Genomic DNA, 24,151 nt, shown 5'->3' with positions numbered 1-24,151 from the left:
TCATCTATAAGATTATAAAAGGACAATACATGAAAATTTATATTGTAGTGGGTAGTGTTCGTGAAGGTCGTACCGCCATTAAAGTGGCAAAATGGATCGAAAAATCAATTCAAAGTTATGGGTTTAATACAGTCGAAACAGAATTGGTCGATTTAAAAGAATGGGATCTGCCCATGTTTGCAGGTGCAAATCCACCCCTCACTGGCATTTATGACCAACCGAAACAACAAGAATGGGCAGATTATATTGCCAAAGGCGATGCTTTTATTTTCATTAGTCCTGAATATAACCACGGCTATAGTCCTGCACTGAAAAATGCGCTGGATTACCTCGGTAAAGAATGGCAAGGCAAACCAGCCGCCTATGTCAGCTATGGTGGGTCAAACGGTTCACGTTCCATCGATCAAATCCGTCAAGTGGGCACACAACTGGGCTTAGTCGATAGCAATGCCACGGTTGAGATTCGTGATATTTTTGCGCGTAATCGTGATGAAACATTCAAAGGTAATGAGTTTGATGACAAAGCGCTGAAAACTGCTATAGATCGTATCATTCAATATGTGAGTGCTTAATGCATAAGATCGATGTATAAAGCGCAATCAAGCTTGTACGCTCAGGCGTACAGATGATTCTGCCTTTAGCGGATAGTCCATCCAATTTATTTAGCTTATATTTAAACCATACAGAGATAGGATGTCTCAGAAAATAAAAATAAATGACAAAGCAGGATGCGATAAAAAAGGTGAGATAGGATATTGAACCTCGCAACGAATCTAAAAAAGCCCCAACAGGATGTTGGGGCTTTTTTAATGCTGTCTATTTATTCATCCACTCAAAATTTTCTTCAACCACATTAAAATATTTTCAAAAAAGTTTTTCCCAGAATAGTCATATTCATCTCTTCCACATGAATACCCATTTACAATTTCTGTGAATTGAATTTTATTTGCCTGATTTGAAAGACAAAATCTTCGCTTATAGACCGTGTCAGCTTCAACCCATACTTCATAAGGCTTATTTATTTGAAAATAACGAATTGGAATCTTTAAACAATCTTGTTCATTATTTGGATGATGTATGTTTTTATAGATTTTCGAATATGAGGTTTTAAAAGCCGCAGTTTTTTCTATTTTTCCCATATAGACCAATATGTCGTTATTCATACTTTTTCTGGCATCGCTATGGGTATAGACACAAATCATGTTTTCTTTAATAGACAAATATAAGGGTAGAAAGGATTGTGCGGTTGCCTGTTGAGTAATTAATATGAGTAAAAAGCTTAATAATTTTTTAGTCATAGGCTCACTCAAACACGCAGCATATTTCTAAATCGGTTACATCAAAAGGCACACGTAAAATACACTTTGATAATGAGAAAGCTAGCTTAATTCTGCCCTACCGTTAGATTTTGATCGCCTATACATTTACAGCCGCAGGCCAAAGGCGAATTATGCTGTGCGGCAGCTTTGCCCATTACCAACATTTTATTGTCCCCTGCCACAATGGTGGTGACTGTATTGTGTTTCGGACAAGTGGCTTTATCCCCTACACAAGCCACTGCTTTGCCTTCAATTAAAAATGAAGTATTTGCTGAAATCACTTTGCCGCCACCGGTGGTCGGTGAGCCAATGGTAATGTAGGGAAATGCCATAGTCTTGTCCTTATTCTTTTATGATCGAATTTTATAAAACTTCAAACTCAATACGACGATTTTTCTTACGTCCTTCAGGCGTTGCATTATCAGCGACAGGCACTTGAGACCCTTTCCCTTCGACCGTTAAACGGGTGGCTGCGATGCCTTTGGCAATCAGATAATTTTTTACCGCATCCGCACGTCGCAAGCTTAAAGGTTGATTCTTGGTAGGATCCCCTTGGCTATCGGTGTGCCCAATGATTTTTACATTTTTACCCTGAACTCGATTCAGCGCAACCACCATTTCATCTAAAATTTGCGTACCTACTGGGGTCAATACGTCACTACCTGATTCAAACTCGATAATACGATTCTTTAAGGCATTATCCACCACAGCTTGTTCGGCTTGATTGACGGAAAGCTGTGAGCTAAACCGATATGGCGCTTGAATTAAGGTCTGAAAACTATCGGTGATCGGTTGAATCTCGGCTTGATTCAAAATCTTACCGCTTAAATCCACCTGCGTTCCCTTAACGCTTAATTTGCCTTGCGTGACTTTCTTTAAGTCTGAGGTAATCACTTTGGTGACTGAATCACTCCAGCCATTGGGTGCTGAGACTGGACGTACTTGAATTTTATCGATCACTTGATCTTGTGGATAGACCAACCGGGTTTTCGCAAGAATGGCTTGTTTTGAGGTTTCATTCGGGACCACGCCTTCGACAATAATGTCTTTGGCAAAGCTTAATCCGCTGAATCCTAGCCCGATCATCAACAGACTCAGTTTAACCGGATTCAATAATTTATGTTTTATCATCATTATTCTTCTATAAAGGTTTGTCGGAAGATTTTCATTCCTTGATTCAAACTTAATTGGCGCTCGCACAGCCCTTGCTCGAGTGCTGCTAAACCGGCATTTTGCTCTAAATAGGGATCAATCCACTGTGCTTGAACCAAAGACACCCAATGTTCACTGCTCATGTTTTGGGTGAAAATATCACTTAAAGCTTCAATGTCTGCCCCTTGAAAACCAAACAGAAGCACCGGATTGTCATGGTGTAAAATCCCAATCAATACTTCAGTATTGTGCTTCGACAAAAACCGACTAATTAAGCTGACCCAGAACGCGGCAATTTCGTAACAGTAACTTGGGTTATTGATCGGCAAAATCAGCACCTTATTCAACTTTGCCGTGCCATGTTGCAATACTGGCTGTAACAGCAAACCTAAGCCAATCATGCTTTGTGCAAGTTCATAGACACTGATTTTCATCAATTGTGCAAAGGAATGCATAGTGTGATTTTCAAAGAAACCACTGGTCTCAGCAGGATCTAAAATCTGAATTTCATTGGAGAGTTTTGCCAGTTTATCCAACAAAATATCCGGATCGCCGACCGTCCGAATCACGCGATTTTTTTGAAATAAATCGATCAATACGGGTTTGTAACTATAGGGTGCAAAGAGTAAATTCTGAAAAGGTGACTCCACCTCGATCAAATGACTCAACACCATCGGAAACTGACGACCTGAACTGTCTTGACTGGTGATCAGGTTTGCGGTCAAGAACATATTTTCTTTGGGATTAGCAATAAAGAAATCCAAAGACGGCAATGTCCGATAACTTTCGCTAAAATCAGCATGCTTCATGGCATGCTCGAGCGCTTCGGTAATCCACTGGTCAATCACTTGAATCAATGCATATTGCCCCTTGGTCTTGAGAAAATCACCGCGCGCAGGGCTTTTGCCGTAATACAGCGGTGTGGTTTTAATCAGCTGCATCTAGACGACTCCCTGTAGGTCATATCCTTGACTGATCATGGTGTTGCTCCTCGAGATGCTTGTTGTAAGGCATTGGCTGTTGCAGGATTTGCGACAGCTGCCGATGCAGGGGCTTGTTGTGCTGAAACAACACGTACCGTGGCTTTATTGGTGGTGACTTTATCCACCAACTGCACACCATTCAGATCTCGGTTTGAACCCACGCTTGGATTACCCCCTTGTCCTGAATTACCACTGATTAAACGGAAATTGACTTTTACAGCAACGGATGGTTGCTGCGCGCTTGCCCAGGTCATTTCCACTACGCCATTTTGCTCACGGCGCTGTGATGAATCGATCAGACGGTTAATCCCGTACTCACCCGGTGCATCAAAAATGGTATGGGTTTTGCCTTCTAAATCTACCGCTGTAATGCGTGCACCCGGAATAGCGCCTGCATTCGGCCAAACGAAATTGACCCATTGCTGAATGCCATTTTCAAATACCAAACGCTGACCATCGATATCGATGGTATACGACAACAATTGTGGATTCGGTAATGGATAGAACTGGAAATTAGATTGATTGGCCGCCGGTACAGGCGCTGCACCACCCGCTAAATTACCCGTCGCCGTCCCATTTAACGGCGTCACATAGCGTTGGAAATTCATCACAAATTGCGGGTTTAAAATAATGCCTTGGTCTTTCCACGTTTTAGACGTTAAGGTATAGCCACGACGAATCACAAAAGGATCAAGTGTTTCTTTAACGAAACTAGCAATACTACCGCCCTCTCCAAAAATCTGACCAATTTCAGCACTGGTGGCTTGAATCGACGCTGAAGTATTAAATGGTACTTTTTGCGCCAAAGTCTGGGTAAAAGGTTGATAGGCCTGCATGGTCCAGAGCTTATTGATTTCATCCTGTGTTGGGATAATCAAACTTTCAAAGGCTTGCGTCAGTGGACTGATCAACATTTTTTGTACCATCTTGTTGTCTGCTTCATTCAGCCCAACAGACAATTTTTCATCGACCAATTTCTGTGTGGTGTTAAACACAGACGTTTGCTCATTGATGGTTTGTTTCACCAATGCCATTGCATTTGGACCCACATCACCGGCATTGTTTAAGTCATTAAACTTACTTCGCACTTGAGCCAGACTGTCCAAGTATTCATCTAATAGTGATTTGTTTTGTTGATCATCACGTTTACGCACCAACTGATAGAACACATTAAATTCTTTCGAAATCGGTCCTTGTGCTTGCGTTGCAGCACGCTCGGCTGCATTGTCGGCATCTTGTCTGAGCACTTTGCGTTTAAACCATGCCACAAATCCGGTTTTAGGCGCAGCCAACTCTGCTTGTACCACAGGATTGTCCCAACTGGTTTCTTTGGCTGTTCGTTCCATCAAAATACGAATCGGTGAATTCTGTGGTTCACCCAATAAATCAATGGATTTACGTTGCTGTGCAAAGGCATTGTTTTTTGCATAGTAAATGCTGCCCAAGAACTTACGCCATTCCGCGATATATTCTTTTTTATATAGGTCAGTAAGTTGTTTACGAATTTGATCCGGACTGCCACTAAAGGTCAGATCATCCGATTGATTGGCATTGAGTACCCAGTCACGAGTTTCAGTCGGACTGTTGGCTGCGGTATCAATGGCTTTTTCAACATATTCAGACCATGCTTTCTCGGTAAAAATGCCCGGTAAAGCATAAGAACCTAATACCACTGAACGATTTGCTTCACCCACAATTTGTGCTGTGGTTAAAGCAGGGAAACGCACAGCGCCTCGCATTTTGATTTCGTTATAAACCCGGTCACGTGCCGCCATGCCTTTCATCACAGATAACAACACTTGACGACTTTGATCGACCAATTGCGAGTCTGAATTGAGCACGGGGAACTTCTGATCATTGGCTAAGGTCATGCTATAACTCAGCACTTGTTCCGCTTTTTGAATCATTTCACCACGTGGCATTTGCCCACGATTTGAATCTAACCACGAACGCCAGAAACGAGTCACTTGATCACTTAAATGTCCCGCTTCCATATACTTTGGATTGCTCATCATCAAATAGGCTTTCAAGGCATTGTAAGCATCTTGCGGATTGGTTTCCGATGGCTCGGTTAAATTTTGTTGCGGTCGTGCAGCGGCTTGCGCAATTTCGACATTGACATGATTACTTCTCAAAGTCGCTTCATTGGCTTTGACACGTTGCAGATACTGCGCCATATTTTGTTGCGATGGCTCAAGTACAATCTGCTTCACGCCTTGTAAATATTCAGTTTTGAGCTTTTCACGCAGTTGATTGCCTTGATATAAACCAAACCCAAACTTCAGTGGCCGATGTTCATTGAAATCGTCCAATTGTTGTAAGCGTTGTTGCAGCACCAATAATGAATCGAGTTGCGTCGAAAGTTGCTGCCCAGAGGCTTGCTCCATCTGCACCACTTTATTCAAATCCGCTTGAACATCGGCAATCAATTGTTGGTTATTGCGATACGACCACACCCATAGCCCTAAAATGACCGACACCCCCAAAAGTGCCGCAATAAAACTCAAATAACGTTGGCGTTTTTTAGCGGTATTGATGTGCTGTTTGACCAAGTTCTTATCTTTGAGAATCACATCGGAAAACAGGCCTTTTAAGAAATAACCATGGTTCTGTGAAACTGAATTTTTTGGAATACCATGTTCACTGTTGGGAATTTTGGTCAGTCTGAATTCTTGGGCAATTTGCTCAGTCATTGGGCTTTCAATGGTGCCCTCTTGCAATGCACTGGTGAAATAGAACCCTCGGAAGACCGGTTTAAACTGATAAGGATTTTCTTCAAACAGCGTGCCAATAAAGGTTTTCAAAGCCGGTTTCAGGGTTTTAAATTCCAAGGGGAAGGTCATCACGCTTGGCGAAATATTCTGAGCATGACGACGACTCAAATGCGTGGTACTGACACTTTTTAAGCCATCGTACAAAATATTGTAGTGCTGTTCGAACAGCTCAACGGCATTATTGGAGGAGTCTGGATCATAGGGTAAAGTCGCACCCCAGACCTGATCAAATTCGTCTTGATCATAGCAATCAAAGAACTCGGTAAAGCCCGCAATCAAGTCCATTTTCGAGAAGACTAAATACACTGGCGCGAAAATTTCTAAACGTTCAGTTAAGTCTTGAATCCTTGCCCGTAAGTTTTTGGCCAATTTCAGTGATTTTTCAGGACTTTGACTCACCAATTCCGCAATACTGACTGTCACGATCAAGCCATTAATCGGCGCTTTAGAACGATTTTTTTTCAGTAGGTTTAAGAAGCCAATCCATTCAGAATGATCTTCTGAATACACCGAATAACGCCCAGCGGTATCCAGTAACACCCCTTCGGTGGAAAAGAACCAATCACAGTTACGTGTTCCACTTAAACCTGAAGACACGGCGGTTTGATGAGTTTCTTCAAAAGGAAATTTCAGCCCTGAATTGTAAATCGCGGAACTTTTACCTGCCGCAGGGTTACCAATTACCATATACCAAGGCAACTCATACAGTGCAGCATTGCCCTTTTTATCGCCCAGTTTTGACTTACGAATCAACTGAATCGATTCTTTCATCTGTTGATTAACAAGCTGAAGTTCATCTTTGTCTTTTTGTTTACCATATTCAGCTTGCGTATCTTTTTCAATTGCTTCTGCCAGCTCTTCCCCTTGCTGAGCATGGCGCTTACGCTGAATCAACCAATAGATCCCATAGCCGATCAAGCCGAGCACATAGGCTGCAGCAAGGGGCCAAAAATATTGTTTTGGAATGGTGCTATAGGCAGACACCAACGCAACAAATAAAGACAATGCAATAATTGCCTTTGGGTTGGTCACGTACTGCCACAAGTAGCCTAGAATTATATACATTATGTTCTCATTCTTTTCTTAAACTTTAAAATTCGTGAATTAAACAGTTTCTTGTTCTAAATCTTCGGGTATTGAATAATCTTGGATCAAGCTCTGTGTTTGCGGTAAATCACAGCAATACACCATTGCTAAAAGGTCTTCAGGCGCTTGTAAGGCCAGCATAAATCCAAAGATTTTAGCAATATGCTCGGTCTGCCCCACACTCGGCTTCATATATAAATAATGGTGTTGTTCAATCGGCGTTTGTGCAAAGTTTTTCTCCAAACGTTTCACCACTCTAATGTCGGTGATGTCATCGAGCTGTACCACAAAAGGCTGTTCTTGTTCGAATTGGGCCAATGTATGACTTTTTAATTGTTCTAAAGTATTGAATAATTTGGTTTCATTCAAAGCTATTTTTATTATTTTTTGTGGCGACAATTCATTGATGACCACTGATGGTTTTGCAATACAACAACTTCCGATAAATTCAGATGGCAAATAATGCTCTGAAACCCAAGTTTTCTCATCAATGGTTTCTTGATCAATTTCTGAATCCACCGCCATGACAAAACTCACTGTATCTTCTTCCTTTTGAATCTGTTGCAGTAAGTTCATCCACTCTTTATAAGCCGTTTCTTTACCCCAATAATGCAGTTCCACGTGAAACTTCTGCGGAATGATCCCGAGCGCATTAAGGAAAGTACTGATTTTGTCTTGAGTAGCTTGCTCATCCCACAGGTGGAGTAAATCTTCCGCTAAAATCAGATGAATATTCAGCAGATTCAAACGCGCCACCTGTTCAATACCGTGTGGGGAAAGCGCTTCATCCTCAACTTCTACATGGGGATTAATCCAAGCCGGATGCATACGATATTCATGTGCCAACTGACCTTCATAAAACAATGCCGATTGTTTTAAATGGGCAGCGATTGCCCATAGCGTTTCAGTATTTTGTTCAAGTTGCTGTTGAATTAAAGCTTCAATACGTTGTTGGCGTTGACTGCTATTCACATATTCATCGTGTAGCTGATCTTGTTCTAAATCTTGCTGGAGCATCTCATCCACCTCAGCGATACGATAACTTAAAATTGGGAGCCCATACCCATTCAACAATTTTTCATCCAACTCAGGGCTTTTATGTTCGAGCATCGCTTCCCAAATGGCTTGATTTTCACCCAGTGCACTTAAAGTTGAACTAGAAAACACATTTAAGTTGACCCATTCAATTTGATGCGGCGGAATTTCTTCGACCAGCTGTTGATGTTCTGCTTTTTCTTGCTCCATTTTTTTCTTGTCTTGGCTGTCCTTGATCCATTTTTTTAACAGAAATGGCATCACAATCACCATCGAAATGGCCACAGGAATCAGTCCAAAAAAGATCAGAAAGTCTGAGGTCGACGGATCATGGTTGCTATCGCGCCAATACAGCACCACAATGGTTGAAACAATGACAAAGACACTGATCAATACCCCTAAAATCACCTTGATCATGATGCCACCCCAAGTAATGCATAACAGGTTTCAGGGTTATGTTCAGGTGCATTCGGCATTAAAAATGCGCCCTGACTTAAACCCATGGTTTGAGCCGAACTTAAACAGATCGGCTGAACTTCTTTTTTATCTAGAATCAAGCGCACATCGACCAACAGCGTTGGACTGCACCAACTTTGAATTAAACTTTTTAATTTCTGACTGCGTTTTTTATTGGGTAAAAACTCAAGATAGGTTTTACGGTCTAAAGGACCGATTTGAATCTCAATTTTGCCGTCGATTTGCTTAATGGTTTCGCCACAAAAGGTATTCACGCCCAATAAACTCGGCACAGTGCCACCCAATGTGGTGCGTTGTTCAGGGGCCAATGTAAATTTTTCTTCAATAAATTCTTCGATATGCACATCATTTTTGAAAATACTGCTGAGCATGGTTTTCAATGCATGTGCTGTATTGTTTTGCCCCTGCATCAGTCCTGCAAATTCAGCAAAATAATCATCCAACTCAATTTGCTGATGTTGCTCACTGATATAACCATTTAAAGCATGTAAAATTTTTAAATAATCGTTTTCTTGCTCAATTTCATAACGCACAGGCAAGTTATAGCTGAGGCAGGCATCGACATATTGCGCAGTAAGTTTATGGTTAAACAATCCTAAAAACTTAATCGTTTCATGACGCTGTTTGCGTGGCGCCTGTTTGACTTTATTGGTATAGGTATAGGGCAATGCACCCTGCATACCGGTCAGTCCAACCATCAGATTGGTCAATTGAACTTTTTCATCGTCCAATTGCAAATGTTCAATTTCACTTTTCGGGAAATTCAGTTCAATCGAGGCGTCAAATTGAAAGTCATCTGCCCAATATTTTAAATTTTGTTGATACGGTGCATGACGTAACAAACGTGTACTCTGCACAAATTCAAAGGCGGTCGGAACTTTAAACAGTTCATCGACTACAGAAGCTTCTTGCCACCAACGTTCTGTACGCATTGGTATAACTCCTGTTGTGAATTGACATCATAAATAGCCACATCAACAAAACTGTTCATTTGAACTTTTAAATTAAATACGTGACTCAGCAACTGACTAAAAATAAATAAACTGTGCCCACGGAATACCTGCTCATCGATTTGGAGTTTGACTTTTACACCACGCACAAACATCGGGAACGGTTTGGCTTCGACCAATTTATTGCTCAGACTGAACTCCACCTGCTTAATCGCATCAATCAGCAAATGGTTTTCTTTGGTGCGAGGCAGGTTATACAGTTCAAGCAACTCTTTAACATGACTCACCGCATCCCCTTTCATCAACGCCAAAGTGTTGAGTGATAAGTGGGAAATAATTCGCCACTGCTCTTTTTGATTTTGTTGAAACTGATGTGGCAGACTCGGACGCTTTAACACCAAGGCACGGCGTGCCAAGCTACTGTCATTTAAATTGAGAATATTGTTGGACTGACTGAGGGCTTCATGCGGTAAATTGCGATTCGAACACAACAATTGCGTACTGATAAAATCCGATTTGGTGTCATAAGGCATCAATTTTTTCGAGATGATCGAATAGCCTGTTTCAACATATTTATTATGTAGTTGTGCCGAATTCAAAGCGTAATAAAACTGCACTTGTTCATCATGATAATGACTCATGGCGAAGAACGGTAAAATCGGATGAAATACTTGATCCTGATTATTCTTTTCACGCACCATATTCATCTTGAGAATCGAGTAGACCTGATAAAACTCAGGATGATGTGCATCGGTCAGTAAAGGATATTCTAAATTTTTATGATTAATCTTTTGCGGTTCAGCACTCTTTTCAAACAGATTCACCGCAGGTGTACTAAACAGTTTAAAGTTGGCAATATTCAGTTCTGAATAATTGCGAATCACCGCTTGGTCATTTAAATTCAACTTAAAATGAATCTGTATTTCAAAGCTATTGTGTTCTTGAATTCTGCCTTTGAGCACATCGAGATTGAGTTTTAAAAAATTATATTTTTCAGGAAAGCAGAAATATTCCATCAATAAGCGATAGGCATGATGGGTGTGCTGATCGAGCGGCAATAAACTCTCATTTTCATCAAAACCCATCACTTGAAATGGATTTTTAATTTCATGGCTGCGATTACCGATCTTGATGGAAAAACCGGTACTTGATTTGAAAATGCTGTCGAGTACTTGCAATGGAAAATTAGAAATCGCATCGAGGTAAATCGGTATTGTTTCATTGACCAACCACGTCTGCGCCTGATTAAACAGCTCAAACCCTAAAACCAAGGTCGCATTTTGATTGAGATGCATATGCGCACTAGGGTTGGTTTTAAATTCCAGTTTATTTAAGGCAATAGGAAGCAGTCGCACATCTTGACTGGTGGTGAACTCACATTGCACGCCCTTAAAACTACGTGATTTTAAACTGGTGTTTTTGGGAATCAGATGCACATCGGTCAGTTGTTTAACTTTATTGATGTCCTCAAAACTCACCACGGTACAGCTTGGAAAATGACGCAAGTATTGCGGAAACATCACCTCAAATAAGGCACGAGTAAACACGTCATAACTGTCGGCAAGTTTTTTATCGACCCGTGCAGCGATCAGTGAAAAGGCTTGGATCAACCGTTCAATATGAGGGTCATCAATCTGCTCTTGATTTAAAGACAGACGTTGCGCAATTTTCGGGTATTTCTGAGCAAACTCTCGAGACTGCTGACCAAATTCTTGTAATTGTTTCTCATAATACGGTAAGAGTTCTTCTATCACTGTTTCCCCAATTTTTTAAGATCGTGCAGATATCACGTATTGTTGTGTCGTCGGTTTAAGGAGCGCATCGAATACGACGGGTTCATATAAAGGATGAATATTTAAGTAAGCTTGTATGCTTAAACACAGTGAACCCATGTTGTGTCCATCGAGTAACATCTCGACTTTAATCTGTGTCAGTCGTGGTTCATGTGCGGCAATTGAACGCTCAATCGATTGACAAATTTTGTCTCGATCAGTCGGATTGGCGGTCGATAGCCCAACAAAATCAATAATCCCAAACTGTAAAATCGATTTTTTCACCAATGGAAAATCATCAATCTGTTCCAATTTCGCCATACGGCTATTGAGTAAGTCTTCTAAATCGTGAGCCACAGATTCCCGCAACTCTTGAATTGATAAACCTTTGAGTTGTTCTTCTTGTTCTGGAATCAATCGATCAAACAAGGTAGATCGAAAACCAAATGGATATAAATGATCTAAATTCATTTTATTATTAGGCACGATTTATAAGGTTAATGTATCTCTGTTGATGTATGTCATTCGGTGCATACATAGCGTTTTATGATGATTGCTGTTCTATATAATCTGTTGTATTTAAATTAAATGATGAGAAATAGAGGCCAACTGATGTTAGCCCCTACTTTTAGACACGATCTAAACTTATGCAGCGTAAGACGCTGTATTGTTAGACAATGACCATTTCTTAGTAACAGCACCTTTTTGTGTACCGTTAATGTCTTGTTGGTTATAGGTCCACTCTACAGCAGCGTATTTAAGACCGAATGATTCAGTTGGAACACCCTCTTCATTTACAGTCGGTGTTACGCTTGAAACCAAAACGTGTTTCAATTTGATTTGTAAGTACTTGATACGTTTATCACCATTTGCACGGTAGTAATCGATCTGCACTTCATCAAATGTGTAACCTGCTGAACATGCTTCCCAAAGTTTTGGACTGGTTGCATCCAAATCTTTCACGAAAATCATGTCAGAATGTTCAACACGTTCAGCGGTATGACCACCTACGCTAGAAGACGTTGCAGACTTAGGCTGACGGATATTGTGCGCCCAAGAATTTACTTCAAGCCAATCTTTGTGCTCAGTGTCACGAGATTCGCCGTCTACTTTGTATTTTCCTCGAAATTGAACATATATATCTTTCATTGAAGATTTCCTATTTTATTTAACATTATTATAAAGTTGCCCTATTTTAAGTAGAGGACTGAGGTAGCTCAGTGACAAGTCGCAGAGAAACAGACAACTCATCCAACTGGAAGTGTGGTCTTAAAAAAACGACCGACTTGTAGTGACCTGGTTGAGCAGGATCTTCTACAACTTTTACCGATGCTTCACGAAGCGGATATTGCGCTTTCGCTTCTTGTGAAGCTCCATCATCTAGTAATACATATTGTGATAACCATTCATTTAAGAAAGTTTCCACATTGCCTGCTGAAGCAAAACTACCGACCTTGTCACGCATCATCGCTTTCAAATAATGGGCAATACGGGATACCGCCATGATGTATTGGATCTGACTCGACAATGCTGAATTGGCATTGGCAGTATCGCTGTCATATTTCTTCGGTTTTTGCGTCGATTGCGCACCGAAGAAAGCGGCATAGTCTGTATTTTTACAATGCACTAGTGGGATAAAGCCCAAATCACTCAGCTCTTTTTCACGGCGATCTGTGATGGCCACTTCAGTCGGGCATTTAAACACCACTTCACCATCATTGGTTTTAAAGGTATGCACCGGTAAGCCTTCAACCAAACCGCCCCCTTCAACACCACGAATCGCAGCACACCAACCATGCATATCAAAGGCATTGGTCAAACGTGTCCCAAAACCATACGCGGCATTCATCCAAAGATATTGGTCATGGTCTTCACCGGTGACATCTTCGACAAAATTAAAACCATCGGTCGCCCAGCCCTCTTTCGGATCATATGGCAAACGCCCCAAGACACGTGGCATAGTTAAAGCAACATAGCGTGAATCATCACTTTCACGGAATGAACGCCATTGCACGTATTCAGCAGTTTCAAAGATTTTCGAAACATCACGTGGACGGTCGATATCGGTAAACGATTCAAGACCTAAAATCGATGGACTTGCTGCGGAAATAAAGGGTGCATGAGAAGCCGCTGCCACATGAGAAATCTGCTCAAGCAGATACATGTCCGATGGGGTACGGTCAAATTCAAAGTCACCAATCAGGGTTGCATACGGTGCTCCACCAAATGAACCATATTCTTCTTCATAGACTTTTTTAAATAAGGTGCTTTGGTCAAAGTCAGTTGCACCTTGGAAATCTTTCACCAATTCTTTTTTGGTGGTATTCAGCATACGAATTTTAATCAGTGGATTAGACGGTGTTTCTTGACAGAAATAGTAAAGACCACGCCAAGTCGACTCAATTTTTTGAAAATTTTCATTGTGCATAATTTTGCTCAATTGAGCAGAAATCAAAGCGTCTATTTCAGCAATACGCTTATCAATCGATACTGTCATGTTTTCAGAAACGGTAATGGTTCCTGCCATAACTTCTTTGGCCAACTCACCAATCAAACTTTTTGCACGAACATGCTCATCATCATTACGGGCAATACGACTCTGTTCTACGATTGAATCGAGTAGACTGACTTCTTCAGTGGCTAAATGGTTTGCTTCTGCAGCGTATAGATTACTCATGATCATCTGCTCCTGCTTCAGCACTCATTTTGCGAATTTGGTCGGTATTTTTAAGGACGTCATCGAGTAAATCTTCTAGACGTTCACTGTTAGAAATTTTATTACGCAAATCTGAAAGACGCTCACGCGCCTCAACCAATTTACGTAGCGGATCGACTTGTTGCACTACATTTTCAGGGCGGAAATCTTCCATCGACTTAAACGTTAAATCGACTGCCATACGACCGCCCTCTTCAGTTAAGGTATTTTCCACCTGAAACGCAGCACGTGGTGATAGAGATTCCATCACTTCATCAATATTTTCTAAATCGACATTGATGAATTTTTTGTCTTTTAATTTGGTTTTTTCAAGTTCAGATGCTGCAGAGAAGTCCCCTAAAACACCCACAACAAAGGGTAATTCTTTAATCTCTTTACCGTCCCCAACTTCAACGTCATAAGTCAACTGCACACGGGGTGGTCGGATGCGTTGTAATTTTTTTTGTACACTTTCACGCTTAGCCATATTCTTATCCTAACTCGTATTTAATTATAAATTTCCAAATGGGTTCTTTGCTGGCGTCTTCGCTGGAGTGCTTGGAGCAGCGGTTTTCTGGGTTGTCGTTTTTGTAGTCTTTGCCACTGTTTTGGTTGCTGTTTTTGAAGTTTTAGTCGAAGAAGCTTTGCTCTGTGAACGTGGTTTAGATGATTTGGTTTCATATGAACGCTTCGGTTCATAGGTTCGTTTTGGCGTTTCTTCAACTTTGGTTTCAATTACCGACAAAGGTTTGGCACGGCGCACAGCATCTGAAAATGCAATTGCAGGGGTATAGGCATCATCGGATAAATAACGCACTTCTTTATCACGCATTTGTGTCAAAGCATCATTGGCCAATGCCACGCTGGCTAAAAATTTTACATCGGTTAATGATGAGTGCTGAACTTGTTTGGCATTCAGTTCATTGACCAATTGCAATGCTTTGTAATTGCGACCCAATTGTTGAAAACGCTGTGCGGCTTGTGCCAAATAACCATTATTATTGTCTTTATTTTTTTTATCACAGACTTGCGAATAAATTTGGATTAAGGTTGGGTCAGATTCACCCGCCACAAGCGGATGGTCTTTTACACAGCTCTTTTTTAACTCATCTGCAAAAGCTGTTGATGTAAACACTGAACCGACTAGAAGTGTTGTGAATAGGATAGTTTTGTTCAAAATAAACCTCATTTTTTTATCAAATTTTTGAATTTGATGAAACGTAAACGTAGTAATTCATGTAAAAGACACCCAATCAAAGATAAAATGCGCTGATTATTCTTATATATTTATAACTTTTGTATGAATTGTTTAAAATTTAACTAGAAAACAGCCTGTATAGTCAAGGCAATTTGTGTCATTTTCGTGATCGATTTAACATTTTTTAGTTACAAAACAATCTCGTTTCGTTATAGTTTGATACTTAAATATGGTTTTTTTATTCTGCTTTATTCTGTAGAATAATTGATAGTAGCCTTAAATATATTTTAAAAAATCATTGTATTTTATATATTTAATATAAAAATTTAAGAAAAATTATTTCAGTACTTTGTTGTATTGTCCGTTAAAAAAACTTAAAAATTAAGTCCTATTATCGAGAGATCAAATGAATAATTTGAAAATTTTAATTACAAAACTATCTACAACAACAAGAACAGCTTTAGAAAAATCTGCCAATTTTTGTATTAACCAACAAAACTATGAAATTGAAATTGAACACTTGTTTTATGAATTACTGCATCAGGATGCCAAAAATGACCTAATGCTTCTTTTAGAAAAATACAAAATTTCTAAAGCGGGTTTAATTGACGATTTAAAAGAAACCATTGCACAACTTCCCAAAGGCAATGCCCGTACCCCGATTTTTGCAAAATCGATTGTGCGTTTATTAGAACAAGCTTGGTTATTGGCCTCAGCTGAACAAAAACCGCTGATTCGTAGCGGTCATTTATTGGTGGCATTGCTCACTGCACCAGATTTGTATCAAATTGCGGTACGTGCTTCGAGTTTGTTTGACCTGTTCCCGATCGACACCATGAAACACAAATTTCTCGATATCTGTGTCAACAGTGCTGAACAGCAAGCTGAACCAAATGATCAAGACAGCAACGCTCCACCAGAACAAAAGTCTGCTTCAGAAAACATCAATCCGAAAACACCTGCGCTAGATCAATACACTATTAATTTAACGGAAAAAGCCTTAAAAGGTGGTATTGACCCGGTAATTGGTCGTGAATTTGAAATTCGTTTGATGCTCGATATTTTAATGCGTCGTCGTCAAAACAATCCGATTTTAACCGGAGAACCGGGTGTCGGTAAAACCGCAGTGGTTGAAGGTTTAGCTTTAAAAATTGCCAATAATGAAGTGCCTGATGCACTGAAAAATGTACATTTGCATGTGCTGGATATGGGTTTATTGCAAGCCGGTGCAAGTGTCAAAGGTGAGTTCGAAAACCGCTTAAAACAAGTGATTAAGGAAGTGCAAAGTTCAGCCCACCCGATCATTATCTTTATTGATGAAGCACATACGCTGATTGGTGCAGGTGGTCAAGCCGGTCAAAATGATGCCGCGAATTTGCTCAAACCTGCTCTAGCACGGGGTGAGTTAAGGACCATTGCAGCCACCACATGGGCGGAATATAAACAATATTTTGAAAAAGATGCAGCCCTCAGCCGTCGTTTCCAAGTGGTCAAAGTGGAAGAGCCGACTGAAGAAGTGGCAATTGATATGCTCCGCGCCATGATTCCTGTAATGGCGAATCACTTCAATTTAAAAATTGACGATGAAGCGATCGTGACTGCGGTGCATTCATCACATCGTTATATTACCGGCCGTCAACTGCCGGATAAAGCCATCAGCGTCCTCGACACGGCTGCTGCACGTGTGGCACTGACGCAAAATGCCCAGCCTGTGAAATTGGATCAACTCAAAGCACAGCAACATAATTTAAATTTAGAACTGCAAATTTTGGAAAATGAACATCAACATTTCCCGATCCATCACGATCGTTTAGCCAACTTAAAAGAAAATATTGCGAGTTTAAACAAAGAAATAGAAACCACTGAAGCGCGCTGGCAACATGAGCTTCAATTGGTGCAGCAACTCAAAACCCTGGAAGCACAAGCTGAAAATGGTGAAAGCATTGAACAGAATGCGATTGCTAAAGTTCGGGATGAACTGACTACCTTCCAAGGTCAATCACCGTTAGTGTTTGAACGAGTCAACGCGCAAATCATCAATGAAATTATTTCAGATTGGACCGGTATTCCCGTTGGGAAAATGGTCAATGATGAAATTAAGCAGATTTTAAGTCTGGAAGACAAACTTGAGCAACGTGTCATGGGCCAAGACTATGCTTTGCATCAGCTCGTTCAAGGCATTAAAACATCTAAAGCCAAACTTGAAGATCCCAATAAACCGCAAGGCGTCTTTATGTTGGTGGGACCAAGTGGGGTCGGTAAAACAGAAACGGCTTTGGCTTTGGCCAATGAGTTGTATGGCGGCGAATCCCATTTGATCACCATCAATATGTCTGAATACCAAGAAGCGCATACCGTTTCATCTTTAAAAGGTGCGCCTCCGGGTTATGTGGGCTATGGCCAAGGGGGAGTATTGACCGAAGCGGTGCGTCGTAATCCCTACAGTGTGGTGTTGCTTGATGAGATTGAAAAAGCGCATTCAGACGTACAAGAGTTGTTTTACCAAGTATTTGATAAAGGTATGTTGGAAGATGGCGAAGGTCGCCTAATCGACTTTAAAAATACCACCATTTTGCTGACCTCAAATGCCGGCTCAAGTGCCATTATGCAGGCATGTTTACCGCATCCTGTCGAAGAATGGCCAAGTGCTGAAGAATTGATTGAACAGTTAAAACCAAGTTTATATAAACAATTTAAACCGGCATTTTTGGGTCGTATGCGGATTGTGCCGTATTATCCATTGCATGATGATTTATTGGTTCGCATTATTCATCACAAAATTGGCAAAATCACAGCACGTATTGCCAAACAATATGACACGCAAGTGGAATACACTGATGATTTGGTCGAGCTGTTATTGAGTCGATGCACTGAAGTGGATAGTGGTGCGCGTAATGTCGATAACATTCTGAATTCATCGGTACTGCCTGAATTAGCCACACACATTCTGATGGCGCTTGCTGATCAAAAATTACCAAAAGTGATTAAAATTGATAGCAAGGACAATGAAATTGAGTATATTTTAGATCCTGTTGCTAAACCCACAAAAAAACGCACAGCGAAAAAAACCAAAGAAACTGAAGCCTAATCGATTGATTGCATCAGTTTAAAGAGATAAGAATTATTATGAGCTTAGAACTCGAACCTTTATTGGCGCCAATCTCGGCAGATGAACTGTGTGGAGATGATCTTTCATTCTCCAACGAGTTTCATGAAATCAAAAAAGCCAAAACGCAGGATGATCCTTTATTGGATCTTGGCGATTGGGTCGCTGAACCGAAACAAGCTGATTGGCCTTTTGTTGCAGCAAAATCGACAGATTTGTTGATGCATAAAACCAAGGACATCCGTTTACTGACTTGGCTCAGTGAAGCATGGGGACATTTACATGGTTTTGAAGGCATTGCCAAAAGCCTTGAACTCTCGCACCGCATGTTGGAAGAGTTTTGGCTGCATATTCACCCTGAAATTGAAGATGATGATCTCGATCAACGTTTAGGTCTCTTGCAAGGCTTAACCACTCAATTGCCTAGCTTAATTAAGCAAGTGCCGTTGTTAAACACTCAGCCCTATTACTCGTTATTTGATTATGAGAAGATTCTTCATCAACAAAATAATCGTTTAAAAAATAATGATGAATCGGGTGCAAGCCCGGACTCTTCAGAACTCGAACAATTTGAACAGGCCTTATTTAATACCTCTAAAAGCTTCCAATTTCAAAACTATCAGCACTTCAATGAGATTTTGACGCATTGGAATAGTTTAAAACAAGTGCTGGATCAATTGATGGAATTGGATGCGCCGAGTTTCGCCAATATCGATTCGCAACTTGACAGCATTCATAAAACACTGCGCAAGATTTATAAAGCGGATGCTTTTGATGCGGGAAATATCAATACTGCGCAAAACACTGAACAATCTTCCGCTGAACACAGCCATGAATCAACGACAGATTATCAGCCGGGCTCATCCTTGCTGCAATCACCGCTTCAACATCAGCAATCTTTTCAGCCACAACCCCAGAGTCATCTGCAAAATCGTGATCAAGCCATGCGTGTTTTGCAGGACATTGCCGATTATTTCCAAGCCAATGAACCACATAGTCCCGTGAGTTATATGCTGCAAAAAACCATTAAATGGAGCCAAATGCCACTGCATGAATGGTTAGCACAAGTGATTAAAAATGATAATCCGCTCGAGTCAGTGCAAGAACTGCTTGGCGTTAAAAATAACAATGAATCTAATGAATGGTAATAGGTAATGTTTAAAGCGGAAAAAATACTTTGGGGTGAAGGGTTATTTTTACGACCGCAACACTTTCAAATCCAAGATACTTATCATGAGCAACGTCTGAACCACAGCATTCGTTCCACCATTCCTTTTGCCTATGGGGTGCAATCAATTCGTTTTGATGAAACCCAATTAAGTACCCATGTATTGGCTTTAGAACAGGTGGAAATGATTTGGCAAGATGGTGAAATTTATACAGCGCCTTCTCGCGATTTATTGCCTGAACCGGTACAACTTGATGATCTCAATTTTCGGGGTGAAATGACCATTTATTTGGCACTTTCTATTTTACAACCGAATAAGAAAAACGTGGCTTATGAACAAGCCACCCAACCGAGTCGCTATCATTCTTATTTAAGCGAAACGCATGATTTGTATACCGATGCGACCCCTGCGGAAATTACCCTTGTACGTCGTCGTGCTGAACTAAAGCTACTTGAATCTGAAATTGATCCCAATCATGATTTGGATGGTTTTTTATATTTACCGATTGGCAAAATCAAACGACAAAGTTCAGGCTCTTTTGAGCTCGATTTTAAATTTATTCCCCCGATTTTACACATTGAAGCTTGTGACTCCTTGATCGGGAATCTGAAACGCACTTTGAATGTCATCAAAGCTAAAATTAAAACCATTCAAACCAATAATCGCGAGAATGAACAAAAACTGATCGAGTTCCGTTCTGGCGATATCGTGTCTTTCTGGTTAGTGAATGCCCTCAATACCGCGCATGCCACTTTGAGTCATTTACTGCTCAATCCGCAGATTCATCCCGAACGTTTGTTCTTTGAATTGCTCCGCTTAACAGGTTCATTGCTGACCTTTTCCACGGCTTATGAAGTGGATCATTTACCCCAATATAAACACAACAATTTGCAAGAAAGCTTTTCACAACTTGATCTGATTTTACGTGAACTGCTGGATACAATTATTTCAAGTCGTTATATCAATATTGGTTTGAAAGAAATTCGACCATCCTATTGGGTGGGTAGCCTTGAATCGGACAAAATTACCCGTGAATCTCGACTGTATATCGCAGTTTCAAGCAGCATGATGCAAACGCATGAATTGGTTCAAATCGTGCCATTACGCTTTAAAGTCGGTACGACGGTGGATGTTGAACAACGTGTGGTTTCAGCACTTCCTGCGATTCCAATCCATCATCTGATGCAAGTACCGACTGCCATCCCTGTACGTTCAGGGGTGAGTTATTTTGAAGTCGAACCGCATCATGAGCTTTATCAACGGATGCTCGATTCTGAAACCATTTGTATTTATGTACCGGCAGGTTTCCAAGACATCACCATTGAACTCATTGCGGTCATGAACGGTTAATCAGGAGAACAGTCATGAATATTCCAAACGGTGCTCCTTCCCTGTTTGATGATGGTCAAATTGGCGTGGGTTCAACCCCGCAACATCAGTCTAAAATCAGTCAAGCCACCAATCTAGTCGATTTAATGCATGATGGTTTCTATATTGTCTTTTTAATTAGAAACCAATATGTGCCGGAAAATGTTGAACAATTCCGCAATAAAATCATGGATCAACTGAATCGGTTTGAACAGCAAGCAAAGAAATTACAATATTCTGCTGAAGATATCCATGATGCCAAGTATGCCTATTGTGCATTGCTCGATGAAACCATTGTCACTCAACAAGATCCGAGCTATTTTAATTTACAAAATTCTTGGCTGATTAGCCCTTTGCAGTTGACCTTATTTGGTTCCCAACTTGCCGGTTATCGTTTCTTTGATACCTTGGAACATATTCGCGCCCGCGGTAAAGATCGCTTGGCAGCATTAGAAGTGTTTCATTACTGTTTACTGCTTGGCTTTCAGGGTAAATATCGTATTGAATCGATTGAAAGCTTGAATCATTTGGTGGCGCGTGTAGGCGATGAAATTGATTATTTAAAAGGTAAAAAAGCCGCATTTTCGCCTTTTTCAGCATTGCCGGATCAAATTAAAAATATTATTCATCGTGAACTTCCCTTTACTTGGATTCTTTTATTTTTATTATTATTTTCTGTGTTGGCCTTTAGCGGCTTACGTTATATGTTGAATAAACATGATCAAGCAGCAATGGCCAAATATCAAAATGTGATCAGTGCACCTGCTGAACAAGCCCACATCACCATTCATTTACCTTAAAGATAAAAAAAATGAATCAAGAAAAACAAAAAGTGATTCGGGTATTAACCCCCACGAAAAAAACAAAAAAAGTTTCACCGATTTACTATGGAATCGCAGGTGCGACATTGGGGATTGCACTTACCTCAGTGCTTCTGTTCTCTGTACTCGGTCAAGACGCTAAGGTGGAAATTTCGCAAACTGCAGAGCAGCAACCGAATCAAAAGCATGTTGAAAATGTACAAAATAATCAAAGAAATGATTCAGTTTCAGCAGATCGTGTGCAACAGCAAGCGAATGAATCAGATTTAAATCTAGACGAGAATGACGATAACAATGCCCATGATGGCTTTAATATTCCGCAACCTAAAGCCAATGAAATTAATGGTATTTTTACCCATAAAAAAGTCGAACAAGTTAAACCTGAAACTCAAGTAGCATCAAATGACAATCCTTTTGGTGCGCTTTCAAGTCAGGCAAAAGTAGAAAAACCAACTGTTGCAGCAATCACCAAACCGAACAACTCTATTAATAAAGCAACGGTTATAGCTCAAAAGCCAATAACAAACTCTGTGCTTAAGGCTCAAGCATCAAAAAGTGTCGATGCAGCAACAACAAAGGTGAATCAAGATGCAAATAAAGTAGAAACGGCAAAGGCTCAACCTCAACCTGCTACAGAGAAAGCACAACCGAAAGAAAAAGAAGTGGAGGTGGAAACCCCTAAAGGAACGGTACAAATTTCAGTTACTCGCTCTGTAAAAGAATAAGCTTGTGATTTTTTTTATTGTTCTGAGTTTTATCTTACTCATTACTGCTTTAGCACTGATGATGTCCTATGAACTCAGAGAAAAAACGCGTTTCTTTCTAAAAAGCTTAGCGCCTCGTAGTAAAAAACAACTGATGTCTGCACGTCACTTTGCACAACAAATGAATCATGCGGCATCCAATGAACAGACTCAAACCCATTGGCATTTGCAACAATGGTGGATTTTAATTGCCGGCATTTGTCTGTTGTCGAGCATCATGTTATTCGCCTTTACCAAAGCTGTAGCACCTACTCGAGTTGAAGCAGCTTACTTAAAAGCCAATGATCCTCAAATTTATAATTTATTGAATGGAGATATCTTATCTCCTCCTCCTCCTGTGGAAGAAGCATTGGTGGAAGAAGCCATTTTGGCAGAGCAAATCGCAGTAAATCAAACACCTACCATTAATAGTATGCCGATTCCTAAAACCTATGATGGTGAGGAAAATGATACCTCTAGCCATGCTTATGAAACGGTGCAAATTGACCGTAAATGGGACAAGATGCATCCAAGTTATAAGCAACGTCTATTGATGGTGTTTAAACTGATGAAAGAGCGTCATGGCTATGAAATGGTATTGTTAGAGGGTTACCGTAGTCCTGAGCGTCAAAACCGTTTATCTGGCAATACCGCTACCACCTTAGCCAAGGCTTATCAAAGTTACCATCAATTTGGTTTAGCCGCTGATGTTGCTTTTAAACGCAATGGTAAAGTGGTGATTTCAGAACGTGATCCTTGGGCATGGAAAGGCTATCAGCTCTATGGAGAAACCGCAGAACAAGTAGGACTCACTTGGGGGGGGCGTTGGACACGCATTCATGACTATGGACACACAGAATTCCGTATGCCAGGGCTTAGAAAAAATAAAGAATCAGCTGAACGCTTGATTGCAGAGGCACAAGGTCAAGGCTTAATGGCCAATAATATTGCAAACCCATAAGGAATAAATCAAAGAGTTAGCGATTTTTGTACGCTCTCACCTACATCAATCAACGTTTTTTTCGACTTTTTAATGCTCAGCGATTACCCTATTCTATCTTTATCAGGAGACAGGATGTTTCCCAAACCTAAAACAACAATCATAAGTTTGTGCATCAGGACGTGAGATCGGACAGGAATCAGATCTAAACAACCCATATAAAAAAGCCCCAACAGGACGTTGGGGCTTTTTTAATGACTGTATTCTATATATTTGGTGGTTTGTACTGGGATATGTACTGAACTTTAGCTTTTATAGCTTTCTTTCGAGCATAAAAAAACACCCTGATGCTTGATTAGGGTGTTTTTAGGAATAATGAGCTGGCGATGACTTACTCTCACATGGGTAACCCCACACTACCATCAGCGCTAAGAGGTTTCACTTCTGAGTTCGGGAAGGGATCAGGTGGTTCACTCTTGCTATTGTCGCCAGCACAACTGTTTATGGACTTGTTCGGGTCTTATTTAACTGCTTTGCAGTGTTTGCCGTACTTTGTACCAAAT

20 protein-coding genes and 1 rRNA gene are annotated in these 24,151 nt (G+C 40.6%); 7 read left to right on the top strand and 14 right to left on the bottom strand.

Annotated features, from left to right (window positions below; all coding sequences use genetic code 11):
• The first annotated feature begins 29 nt into the window (after positions 1–29).
• The gene (locus G8D99_RS00220) at positions 30–572 is read left to right on the top strand and encodes an NADPH-dependent FMN reductase (protein ID WP_166321491.1); all 543 of its coding nucleotides are present in this window, start codon (positions 30–32) and stop codon (positions 570–572) included.
• A gap of 252 nt (positions 573–824) precedes the next feature.
• Here the strand turns inward: G8D99_RS00220 and G8D99_RS00215 are convergent, their stop codons facing one another.
• From G8D99_RS00215 to G8D99_RS00155, 13 genes are all read right to left on the bottom strand, one after another.
• Positions 825–1,298: an NF045616 family extracytoplasmic (lipo)protein gene (locus tag G8D99_RS00215; protein ID WP_166321489.1), complete on the bottom strand. Its 474-nt coding sequence runs from the start codon at positions 1,296–1,298 to the stop codon at positions 825–827.
• A gap of 86 nt (positions 1,299–1,384) precedes the next feature.
• Positions 1,385–1,651 carry a PAAR domain-containing protein gene (locus G8D99_RS00210; RefSeq protein ID WP_166321487.1) on the bottom strand — a complete coding sequence of 89 codons (267 nt, stop codon included), beginning with the start codon at positions 1,649–1,651 and terminating at the stop codon, positions 1,385–1,387.
• Between the two features lie 31 nt (positions 1,652–1,682).
• Positions 1,683–2,405, bottom strand: a complete 723-nt coding sequence (locus G8D99_RS00205; protein WP_227554269.1) for an OmpA family protein — start codon at positions 2,403–2,405, stop codon at positions 1,683–1,685.
• 47 nt (positions 2,406–2,452) lie between these two features.
• Positions 2,453–3,412 carry a type VI secretion system-associated protein TagF gene (tagF, locus tag G8D99_RS00200; protein ID WP_166321485.1) on the bottom strand — a complete coding sequence of 320 codons (960 nt, stop codon included), beginning with the start codon at positions 3,410–3,412 and terminating at the stop codon, positions 2,453–2,455.
• A gap of 35 nt (positions 3,413–3,447) precedes the next feature.
• The gene (tssM, locus tag G8D99_RS00195; protein WP_166321483.1) at positions 3,448–7,293 is read right to left on the bottom strand and encodes a type VI secretion system membrane subunit TssM; all 3,846 of its coding nucleotides are present in this window, start codon (positions 7,291–7,293) and stop codon (positions 3,448–3,450) included.
• A 39-nt stretch (positions 7,294–7,332) separates the two neighbouring features.
• Positions 7,333–8,766 carry a hypothetical protein gene (locus tag G8D99_RS00190; RefSeq protein ID WP_166321481.1) on the bottom strand — a complete coding sequence of 478 codons (1,434 nt, stop codon included), beginning with the start codon at positions 8,764–8,766 and terminating at the stop codon, positions 7,333–7,335.
• Positions 8,763–9,758, bottom strand: coding sequence for a type VI secretion system baseplate subunit TssG (gene tssG / locus G8D99_RS00185; RefSeq protein ID WP_166321479.1), 996 nt, complete (start codon positions 9,756–9,758; stop codon positions 8,763–8,765). The genes G8D99_RS00190 and tssG overlap by 4 nt, the downstream gene beginning before the upstream one ends.
• Positions 9,722–11,530: a type VI secretion system baseplate subunit TssF gene (gene tssF / locus G8D99_RS00180; protein ID WP_166321477.1), complete on the bottom strand. Its 1,809-nt coding sequence runs from the start codon at positions 11,528–11,530 to the stop codon at positions 9,722–9,724. The genes tssG and tssF overlap by 37 nt, the downstream gene beginning before the upstream one ends.
• 15 nt (positions 11,531–11,545) lie before the next feature.
• Complete coding sequence (tssE, locus tag G8D99_RS00175; protein WP_166321476.1) at positions 11,546–12,019, bottom strand: type VI secretion system baseplate subunit TssE; 474 nt, start codon at positions 12,017–12,019, stop codon at positions 11,546–11,548.
• A gap of 174 nt (positions 12,020–12,193) precedes the next feature.
• Positions 12,194–12,697 (bottom strand): Hcp family type VI secretion system effector, encoded by a 504-nt coding sequence (locus G8D99_RS00170; protein ID WP_166321474.1) that lies wholly within the window; start codon positions 12,695–12,697, stop codon positions 12,194–12,196.
• A gap of 46 nt (positions 12,698–12,743) precedes the next feature.
• Positions 12,744–14,225, bottom strand: a complete 1,482-nt coding sequence (tssC, locus tag G8D99_RS00165) for a type VI secretion system contractile sheath large subunit (protein ID WP_166321472.1) — start codon at positions 14,223–14,225, stop codon at positions 12,744–12,746.
• Positions 14,218–14,730 carry a type VI secretion system contractile sheath small subunit gene (gene tssB / locus G8D99_RS00160; RefSeq protein ID WP_166321470.1) on the bottom strand — a complete coding sequence of 171 codons (513 nt, stop codon included), beginning with the start codon at positions 14,728–14,730 and terminating at the stop codon, positions 14,218–14,220. Before tssB ends, tssC begins: the two co-directional genes overlap by 8 nt.
• 24 nt (positions 14,731–14,754) lie before the next feature.
• A complete protein-coding gene (locus G8D99_RS00155) occupies positions 14,755–15,420 on the bottom strand; it encodes a hypothetical protein (protein ID WP_166321468.1) in 666 nt (221 codons plus the stop codon).
• Between the two features lie 427 nt (positions 15,421–15,847).
• On the opposite strand from G8D99_RS00155, the gene tssH reads away from it, so the two are divergent.
• Genes tssH through G8D99_RS00125 form a run of 6 tightly spaced genes read left to right on the top strand, consistent with a single transcriptional unit; the run spans position 15,848 to position 23,609 of the window.
• On the top strand, positions 15,848–18,529 hold the full coding sequence (tssH, locus tag G8D99_RS00150; protein WP_166321466.1) for a type VI secretion system ATPase TssH: 2,682 nt from the start codon (positions 15,848–15,850) through the stop codon (positions 18,527–18,529).
• A 38-nt stretch (positions 18,530–18,567) separates the two neighbouring features.
• Entirely contained in the window at positions 18,568–19,695 is a 1,128-nt protein-coding gene (gene tssA / locus G8D99_RS00145) for a type VI secretion system protein TssA (protein ID WP_166321463.1), read from the top strand.
• Between the two features lie 6 nt (positions 19,696–19,701).
• Positions 19,702–21,066, top strand: a complete 1,365-nt coding sequence (gene tssK / locus G8D99_RS00140; RefSeq protein ID WP_166321461.1) for a type VI secretion system baseplate subunit TssK — start codon at positions 19,702–19,704, stop codon at positions 21,064–21,066.
• Positions 21,067–21,080: 14 nt separating this feature from the next.
• Complete coding sequence (gene icmH, locus G8D99_RS00135) at positions 21,081–21,884, top strand: type IVB secretion system protein IcmH/DotU (RefSeq protein ID WP_166321459.1); 804 nt, start codon at positions 21,081–21,083, stop codon at positions 21,882–21,884.
• A gap of 11 nt (positions 21,885–21,895) precedes the next feature.
• Complete coding sequence (locus G8D99_RS00130; protein WP_166321457.1) at positions 21,896–22,630, top strand: hypothetical protein; 735 nt, start codon at positions 21,896–21,898, stop codon at positions 22,628–22,630.
• A gap of 58 nt (positions 22,631–22,688) precedes the next feature.
• The gene (locus tag G8D99_RS00125; RefSeq protein WP_196782905.1) at positions 22,689–23,609 is read left to right on the top strand and encodes a M15 family metallopeptidase; all 921 of its coding nucleotides are present in this window, start codon (positions 22,689–22,691) and stop codon (positions 23,607–23,609) included.
• Positions 23,610–23,966: 357 nt separating this feature from the next.
• Here G8D99_RS00125 and rrf read toward each other — a convergent pair.
• Positions 23,967–24,081: ribosomal RNA gene (rrf, locus tag G8D99_RS00120) — 5S ribosomal RNA — on the bottom strand.
• Positions 24,082–24,151: the final 70 nt, after the last annotated feature.

The organism is Acinetobacter lanii (assembly GCF_011578285.1).
GTDB classification, from domain to species: domain Bacteria; phylum Pseudomonadota; class Gammaproteobacteria; order Pseudomonadales; family Moraxellaceae; genus Acinetobacter; species Acinetobacter lanii.
This window is presented reverse-complemented; position numbering and strand designations above follow the sequence as displayed.

Excerpts from the sequence above, each read along its gene's own strand:
- G8D99_RS00220 (WP_166321491.1), top strand. The coding sequence starts at position 30 with ATGAAAATTTATATTGTAGTGGGTAGTGTTCGTGAAGGTCGTACCGCC.
- G8D99_RS00215 (WP_166321489.1), bottom strand. The coding sequence starts at position 1,298 with ATGACTAAAAAATTATTAAGCTTTTTACTCATATTAATTACTCAACAG.
- G8D99_RS00210 (WP_166321487.1), bottom strand. The coding sequence starts at position 1,651 with ATGGCATTTCCCTACATTACCATTGGCTCACCGACCACCGGTGGCGGC.
- G8D99_RS00205 (WP_227554269.1), bottom strand. The coding sequence starts at position 2,405 with ATGATCGGGCTAGGATTCAGCGGATTAAGCTTTGCCAAAGACATTATT.
- tagF (WP_166321485.1), bottom strand. The coding sequence starts at position 3,412 with ATGCAGCTGATTAAAACCACACCGCTGTATTACGGCAAAAGCCCTGCG.
- tssM (WP_166321483.1), bottom strand. The coding sequence starts at position 7,293 with ATGTATATAATTCTAGGCTACTTGTGGCAGTACGTGACCAACCCAAAG.
- G8D99_RS00190 (WP_166321481.1), bottom strand. The coding sequence starts at position 8,766 with ATGATCAAGGTGATTTTAGGGGTATTGATCAGTGTCTTTGTCATTGTT.
- tssG (WP_166321479.1), bottom strand. The coding sequence starts at position 9,758 with ATGCGTACAGAACGTTGGTGGCAAGAAGCTTCTGTAGTCGATGAACTG.
- tssE (WP_166321476.1), bottom strand. The coding sequence starts at position 12,019 with ATGAATTTAGATCATTTATATCCATTTGGTTTTCGATCTACCTTGTTT.
- G8D99_RS00170 (WP_166321474.1), bottom strand. The coding sequence starts at position 12,697 with ATGAAAGATATATATGTTCAATTTCGAGGAAAATACAAAGTAGACGGC.
- tssC (WP_166321472.1), bottom strand. The coding sequence starts at position 14,225 with ATGAGTAATCTATACGCTGCAGAAGCAAACCATTTAGCCACTGAAGAA.
- tssB (WP_166321470.1), bottom strand. The coding sequence starts at position 14,730 with ATGGCTAAGCGTGAAAGTGTACAAAAAAAATTACAACGCATCCGACCA.
- tssH (WP_166321466.1), top strand. The coding sequence starts at position 15,848 with ATGAATAATTTGAAAATTTTAATTACAAAACTATCTACAACAACAAGA.
- tssA (WP_166321463.1), top strand. The coding sequence starts at position 18,568 with ATGAGCTTAGAACTCGAACCTTTATTGGCGCCAATCTCGGCAGATGAA.
- tssK (WP_166321461.1), top strand. The coding sequence starts at position 19,702 with ATGTTTAAAGCGGAAAAAATACTTTGGGGTGAAGGGTTATTTTTACGA.
- icmH (WP_166321459.1), top strand. The coding sequence starts at position 21,081 with ATGAATATTCCAAACGGTGCTCCTTCCCTGTTTGATGATGGTCAAATT.
- G8D99_RS00130 (WP_166321457.1), top strand. The coding sequence starts at position 21,896 with ATGAATCAAGAAAAACAAAAAGTGATTCGGGTATTAACCCCCACGAAA.
- G8D99_RS00125 (WP_196782905.1), top strand. The coding sequence starts at position 22,689 with ATGATGTCCTATGAACTCAGAGAAAAAACGCGTTTCTTTCTAAAAAGC.